Source organism: Sphingobium sp. FW305-3-2-15-F-TSA7, from assembly GCF_058787155.1.
In genome coordinates, this window is the sequence record NZ_JBYSZM010000034.1 from 85010 (window position 1) to 89292 (window position 4283).

Sequence of the window (4283 nt, forward strand, 5' to 3'; positions counted from 1 at the left end):
CGGGCGTCCCAGCTGCCGGTGATCGTGCCGTTGTTGACGACGATGCCGCCGCCGTCGGATCCGACGCCCGAACCGTTGCGGCCGATGATCGTCGCGCCCGCCGCATTGGTCACGTCGACATCGACGTCGCTGGTGATGCCGTGGCGCAGGCCGGAGATCACGCCGCCCGTCTGGTTGATCACCTTGCCCGATTTGCCCTGCCAGTCGACACCGTCATAATTGTTGTTGGCCGGGCCGTCCGAATAGATCAGCCCGGCATTGGTGACGACCGCGCCCTGGCCGGGCCGGATCGCGTCCTGGCCGACCGAGCGCAGTTCGGCGCCGGCATGGTTGTTGATGACGATCGTCGCGGCATTGGTCGCGACCGCATCGAAATCGAGCGCCTGCCCCGCCGTGGTCGTGCGGATGATGCCGTAATTCTCGACGGTGATCGTGCCGCCCGTTGGATTGACGTTGATGCGGAATGCGTCGTCGGCGCTTTCGATCACCGCGCCGGCATTGTTGGTGAGCGCGATCGAGCGGACATTGCCGTCGCCCGACGCGTTGATCGCGCGACCACTGGCATTGGCGCTGCGGATCGTGCCCGAATTGGTGATGACCAGGCCGGTCGAGGCATTGTTCCAGTTGATCGCCGGATTGGTCGTGGTCTGCAGCGTGCCGCCCGCCTGAACGGTGATGCTGTCGGTGCCCGCGACGGTCTTCTGCACCGTGTCGGTCGTGCCGCCGGGGACGACATGATGGGTCTGCGCCGCGACGGGCATCGCCGCCACCATCATCGAGGTCAGCACTCCAGCCGCAAGCGCGATCCGGCTCGTTTCGACACGCAATTTCATGATCACCCCCTGTTTCGGAAAATCCGATTCGCGTGGCGATAGGGGCGCTGCTTGATTCTTTTGTGACAGCTATGACGGTTCCGTGACAACCGCCGTCGTGCCGCCTCATCACGGCTCTGCCCCGGGCGGACAATCTTGAGACATGCGGGTTCGGCGGCTCGCTGAAGTTATCGGGTTCACGCGAAGACGCGAAGGAGAAGATGGGGCGAAAGAGGCCCATTGCCTGGGACAAGCGATCCTCCGCGTCTCCGCGTCTCCGCGTGAACCTGTTGGTCTGGGACATTTGCCGAACTGGAATGATTCACGCGGAGCAGCGGAGACGCGGAGGGGAGGGTTGCGGCAGGCCCGGATCCTGTCTCGACAACAGGGTGACGGGCTCATCCCAAGGAATTGTCTGGCTTACGCCAACCTTCGCCAGGAAAATCCCGGATACCAATGGGCTTTCGCCGGAATGATGGGGTGAGAGGGCCGAGGCGGCGTTGAAAATCGAGGTGCCTTGACAGCGGGTCGTTACCGATCAATACTTCACTATATGGTGAAGCTTCCAGAATCAGCCCTTGATCGCGTCTTCGCGGCGCTTGTCGATCCGACGCGGCGCGCGATCCTGGCGCGGCTCGAACGCGAGGACAGCGTTTCGATCAGCGAACTGGCCCGCCCGTTCGCGATCAAGCTGCCGGCGGTGATGAAGCATCTCGACGTGCTCGGCGATGCCGGGCTGATCACGCGATCGAAGGCCGGGCGCACCGTCGCGGTGCGGCTGGCGCCCGAGCCGATGGAGGAAGCGATGAACTGGCTTCGCAAATATGAACGCTTCTGGTCGGCGAGCCTCGACCGCCTGGCCGCCTATGCGGAAACCGAGGAAGCAAAGCGGCAGGCGAAAGGCGAATGACCAGCCTGACCATCGTCCGCCGGATCGCGGCGCGGCCGGCGATCCTGTTCGATGCGCTCACCACGCCCGAAGGCATTGCCTGCTGGTGGGGACCGGACGACGGCCCCGTGTTGCTGGCGGAAACCGATATCCGCGTCAGCGGCCGTTTCCGGGTACGCTTCCGCATGCTCGACGGCAGCGAGCATGAAAGCAGCGGCGAATATCTGGAGGTCGAGAGGCCCGTCCGGCTGGTGATGAGCTGGCGTTGGACGGACGGCGGCGAACCCGAGGAAGCCGAAGCGGAATCGCGCATCGAGATCGCGCTGCGCCCGATCGACATCGGCACCGAACTGACCTTCACCCATGCCCGGCTGAAAAACGAGGCCTCGCGGATCAGCCATGAAGAAGGCTGGAGCGGCGGACTCGACAAGCTGGTCCGGCATTTCGCGCTTAGAGCAGGCTGCGCGACACCTGCATCGCGCAGCCTGCTCTAGATGTTTGTTGTCGCATCGTTGTTGCGGAAAACCGGTTCCCACCCCCGCCTCCGCGGGGGCAGGCTTTTTCCGCACGATGCTCTAGCCGAGGAGACGGATCATGACACATGATGTGGTTTCGCGCGCCGAATGGATCGACGCGTCACGCGCGCTGCTCGCCGAGGAAAAGGCGTGGACGCGCGAGCGCGACCGGCTCTCGCAAAAGCGGCGTGCCCTGCCCTGGGTCCGCGTGGAGACGGACTATATGTTCGAGGGCGCCGATGGCCCGGTCTCGCTGGCCGAGCTGTTCGACGGCCGATCGCAGCTGATCGTCTATCATTTCATGTTCGGTCCCGATTGGGACGAGGGCTGTGTCGGCTGCTCGCTGCTGTGCGATCAGGTCGATGGCGCGCGCCAGCATTTCGAGCATAAGGATGTCAGCTGGGTCGCTGTGTCGCGTGGCCCGATCGATCGGCTGGAAGCCTATCGCAAACGGATGGGCTGGCGCTTTCGCTGGGTATCGTCGGCGGGCAGCGACTTTAATCGCGACTATCACGTCTCCTTTCCCGAAGAGGCGCGCCGCGACGGCATCTTCTATAATTTCGAGACGCAGCCCGATCCCGAAATCGACGAACTCTCCGGCGTCAGCGTCTTCGTGCGTGCCGAGGACGGGGCGATCCATCACAGCTATTCCAGCTATGGCCGGGGCGGCGAGATCGTGCTGTCGCTCTATGGCTGGCTCGACATGGTGCCAAAGGGTCGCGACGAGACCGAGAACGGCAATCTCAGCGGCTGGGTGAAGCGCCATGACCGCTATGATCGCGAAGAGGATCGGCCATGCTGTGCTGCGGCGTCCTGACCCTGCTCGCGGCCTTATACGCGATCTCGAAGATGCTGACGCATCCTCGATCGGTTCGCTCAAGCGCCGCGCGGGCTGATACCAAGTCTCGATGTCAAGCTCATCAAGACTTGGTATTAACCATCGGTTTCAGACGATGGCTGCGCGCGGCGCCCCGCTCCCTGCTCGTGGCCGGTGGCGGCGCGCTGCTTGCCGTGCCGATGCTGGCGCTCGCGACCACCGAAAGCTCGGCACCGATGAGCCGGGCCGATGTGCCCGACCGTGCGATCCATTCATGGTGCGGCCGGCCACTTCAATGAGATCCAGGGAGAATCACGGATGATCACGCTCTACGCCTTTCGCTGGGTGCCCGATTTCGCAAAGGGCTATGTCCGCGACCTGCGCGTGCGTTGGGCGCTGGAAGAGGCCGGCCTCCCCTATCGGGAACGGCTGATCGGGCTGGATGAGAAGACATCCCCCGACTATCTCGCGATCCAGCCCTTCGGCCAGGTGCCCGCGATCGAGGAGGATGGCGCGCTGCTGTTCGAATCCGGCGCAATCGTGCTCGAAATCGCGCGCCGATCGGACGCGTTGATGCCGGCCGATCCGGCGGGCCGCGCGCGCACCGAAGCCTGGATGTTCGCGGCGCTCAATTCGGTCGAGCCGGCAATCTCCAACCTGGCCGATATCGACATCTTCGCGGAAGGCGAGGCCTGGGCGATCGCGCGCCGGCCCGCCGTGGTCGAGATGGTCGAGGAGAAGCTGACGCTGCTCGAGGGCTGGCTGGGCGACCGCGACCATCTGGAGGGCCGGTTCGGCGCAGGCGACCTGCTGATGACGACGGTGCTGCGCGACCTGGAGCATACCGACCTGGTCGAGCGCCGCCCCAGGCTCTCCGCCTATCGCGACCGTTGCATGGCGCGCCCCGCCTTTGCCAAGGCGCTGGCGGATCAGTTGCGGTCGTTCGAGGGCAATGAGCCGGACGATACGCCGGAAGGCTGACCTCGGGCCCAGCGTCTGATCCAGCTAGATCAACTCATCTTGTCATTCCCGCGCACGCGCACTGGTGTCCGGGATTTTTGGGCAGGATTGGTCGCGAGCGCCGCAATTGCGATGATCGCAGCCGAAACGTCGATGTTGAAACAGGATTTGAATCTCTCGCGGCCATGGCCTCGAACCAAGCGGCTGCCACCTCAACTCCGTTTGTCCCGAGCGAAGTCGAGGGAGCCGTCCGAGCGAAGCCGAGGACCAACTGCGCCATCAGCCTCGGC

The 4283-nt window shown here is 64.4% G+C and carries 6 protein-coding genes; 5 read left to right on the plus strand and 1 reads right to left on the minus strand.

The genetic code is table 11. From position 1 onward, the window contains the following. Positions 1-833 (minus strand): hypothetical protein (locus AC3WN8_RS23520; protein WP_492671924.1); only part of this gene is annotated, 833 nt, incomplete at its 3' end. 532 nt (positions 834-1365) lie between these two features. Here AC3WN8_RS23520 and AC3WN8_RS23525 point away from each other — a divergent pair. The 5 genes from AC3WN8_RS23525 (at position 1366) to AC3WN8_RS23545 (ending at position 4014) form a co-directional block, all read left to right on the plus strand. Continuing rightward, complete coding sequence (locus tag AC3WN8_RS23525; RefSeq protein WP_492671925.1) at positions 1366-1722, plus strand: ArsR/SmtB family transcription factor; 357 nt, start codon at positions 1366-1368, stop codon at positions 1720-1722. Further along, on the plus strand, positions 1719-2195 hold the full coding sequence (locus tag AC3WN8_RS23530; protein WP_492671926.1) for an SRPBCC family protein: 477 nt from the start codon (positions 1719-1721) through the stop codon (positions 2193-2195). The genes AC3WN8_RS23525 and AC3WN8_RS23530 overlap by 4 nt, the downstream gene beginning before the upstream one ends. A 100-nt stretch (positions 2196-2295) precedes the next feature. Beyond that, positions 2296-3033: a DUF899 domain-containing protein gene (locus AC3WN8_RS23535; RefSeq protein ID WP_492671927.1), complete on the plus strand. Its 738-nt coding sequence runs from the start codon at positions 2296-2298 to the stop codon at positions 3031-3033. Continuing rightward, complete coding sequence (locus tag AC3WN8_RS23540; RefSeq protein WP_492671928.1) at positions 3012-3332, plus strand: hypothetical protein; 321 nt, start codon at positions 3012-3014, stop codon at positions 3330-3332. The genes AC3WN8_RS23535 and AC3WN8_RS23540 overlap by 22 nt, the downstream gene beginning before the upstream one ends. 19 nt (positions 3333-3351) lie before the next feature. Beyond that, positions 3352-4014 carry a glutathione S-transferase family protein gene (locus tag AC3WN8_RS23545; protein WP_492671929.1) on the plus strand — a complete coding sequence of 221 codons (663 nt, stop codon included), beginning with the start codon at positions 3352-3354 and terminating at the stop codon, positions 4012-4014. Positions 4015-4283 lie beyond the last annotated feature (269 nt).